The sequence below is a fragment of the Nocardia brevicatena NBRC 12119 genome (assembly GCF_000308495.1).
Taxonomy (GTDB): Bacteria; Actinomycetota; Actinomycetes; order Mycobacteriales; family Mycobacteriaceae; genus Nocardia; species Nocardia brevicatena.
This window is the reverse complement of the sequence record NZ_BAFU01000077.1, coordinates 1-2,406: the sequence shown is the minus strand read 5'-3', so window position 1 is coordinate 2,406 and position 2,406 is coordinate 1. Positions and strand designations below refer to the sequence as shown.

Genomic DNA, 2,406 nt, shown 5'->3' with positions numbered 1-2,406 from the left:
GGCCTATCCCGCCGAGCGCATCACCCATATGGCGACCGATTCGAAAGCGATGATCGGCCTCACCATATCCCCTATACGCCCACAACTGCCCGACACCATCGACTGGCAGATACTCGATGACCTCGACAATCTCTACGAGGCCGGTGACCGTCCGGTCGCCGACGGGGAGCGGGTGCGTGGGTTACGTGTGGACGATGTCGCCTACATCATCTACACCTCTGGTTCGACCGGTCTGCCCAAGGGGGTGGCGGTAACCCATCGAGGGCTCGGTAACTGCGTTGCCGTACATCGGAATGCGATGGGTATCGGGCCTTCTTCCCGTGTCGCGCATTCGGCGTCACCGAGTTTCGATGTGGCGGTTTTGGAACTTCTGCTGGCGTTGTGCACGGGCTCGACCATGGTCATCACGCCCAATGCCGTGTTCGGTGGTGACGAGTTGGGTCGGCTGCTCGATCGCGAACACATCAGCCATGCCCTCATCACACCTTCTGTGCTGTCCACCGTGGACCGCGGCCGGTGGCCGCTGCCGGATTTGGGTGACCTGGTGGTCGGTGGCGAAGAGTACGGCACCGAGCTGGTCGAGCGTTGGGGCCGGAGTCGTCGTATCTACAACGAGTACGGGCCCACCGAGACCACCATCGCCGCCACGTTGACCTCGCCACTGGAGGCGGGCGAGCTGGTGACCATCGGCGAACCGATTCGCGGCGTTCGGGCGTGGGTGCTGGATCAGCGGCTGCAACCGGTACCGGTGGGGGTGGCGGGTGAGCTGTATATCGCCGGTCCGCTGCTGGCCCGCGGATACCATCGGCGGGCGGGCCTGACCGCCGAGCGTTTCCCGGCCTGCCCCTGGGCACCCGGCGCGCGTATGTATCGCACCGGGGACGTGGCCCGGTGGCGGCCCGACGGAACGATCCAATACCTGGGCCGGTCCGATTTCCAGGTCAAGATCCGTGGTCTGCGTATCGAACTCGGTGAGATCGATGCCGCCCTCACCGCCCACCAGGACGTCGGCTTCGCCACCACGATCGGCCACCGCGACAACTCCGGCACCCAGAGACTGGTCTGCTACGTCGTCGCAGCCTCCGGGCATACGATCGATACCACGGCCCTGACCGAACACCTCGCCCGTCGGCTCCCGTCCTTCATGATCCCGTCGGCGATCATGGTGCTCGACCACCTCCCACTCACACCCACGGGCAAGCTCGACCGCAAGGCCCTACCCGAACCGGTGTTCACCGACACCGCACCGTTCCGCCCGCCGCGAACCCCCATCCAGCGCACCATCGCGGAAACATTCGCCGACGTACTGCACACCGACACCGTCGGACTCGACGACTCGTTCTTCGCCCTCGGCGGCGACAGCTTGGGCGCGACGCGGGTCGCCGCGCGTCTCGGGGCCGCATTGGATACCGAGATTCCGGTGCAGTTGCTGTTCGAGGCGCCTACAGTAGCGACGCTCGCACCCCGTATCGAGCAACAGGCCGGTAGAGGACGGCAGCGTCCGCCACTGATCGCCGGGCCGCGCCCCGATCTCGTGCCGTTGGCGCCGGCCCAGCAACGGATGTGGTTTCTCAACCAGTACGACACCACTTCTGGCGCGTACAACGTGCCGATCGTGATTCGGCTGCGTGGCGAGTTGAACGTCGACGCCCTGCGATCCGCCATGGTCGACGTGTTGCGCAGGCACGAGTCCTTGCGAACCCGCTACCCGGATCACGACGGGACGCTCATCCAGCTGATCGAACCCGTCGACGACGTCGATCGCGAGCCGGCTCCGGTACCTGTTCCGCCGAATCGGCTGATCGCCACGGTTACCGAATTCGTCACCGAAGGCTTCGATGTGAGCACCCAGGTGCCGGTGCGCGCCCGGCTGTTCCGTACGGATGGCGGTACGGAACCGGAATACGTGTTGGCCGTTGTGGTGCACCACATCGCCGCGGACGGCTTTTCGATGGTGCCGCTGGCCCGTGATGTGGCGACCGCGTACGCCGCACGGGTCCGTGGAGAAGCCCCGTCGTGGGCGCCTCTGCCTGTCCAGTACGCGGATTACGCGTTGTGGCAGCAAGCCGTCCTCGGCTCGCCCGACGACCCGGAATCGCTGGTCGCCCAGCAGGTTCGGTATTGGACCGAGGCCTTGGACGGAGTCGTCGAGGAGCTTCGTTTGCCGGTCGATCGGCCACGGCCGACGGTGGCGTCGCATCGGGGTGCCACGCTCGACTACACCCTGGACGTGGAGTTGATCGGGGCGCTGCGAGAGTTGGCGCGTCGGCATGGTTCGTCGCTTTTCATGGTGATCCATGCCGCATTGGCGGTTCTGCTGGCTCGGATGAGCACAAGCACCGATATCCCGATCGGCACACCGATCGCCGGACGCGGGGCGGCCGTGCTGGACGACATGGTCGGCAT

1 protein-coding gene is annotated in these 2,406 nt (G+C 65.8%); it reads left to right on the top strand.

Annotated elements, in window-relative coordinates; translation table 11 throughout:
- Positions 1–28: 28 nt before the first annotated feature.
- The coding region (locus tag ON20_RS22335) for a condensation domain-containing protein (protein WP_245547392.1) at positions 29–2,406 on the top strand (2,378 nt) is incomplete at its 3' end.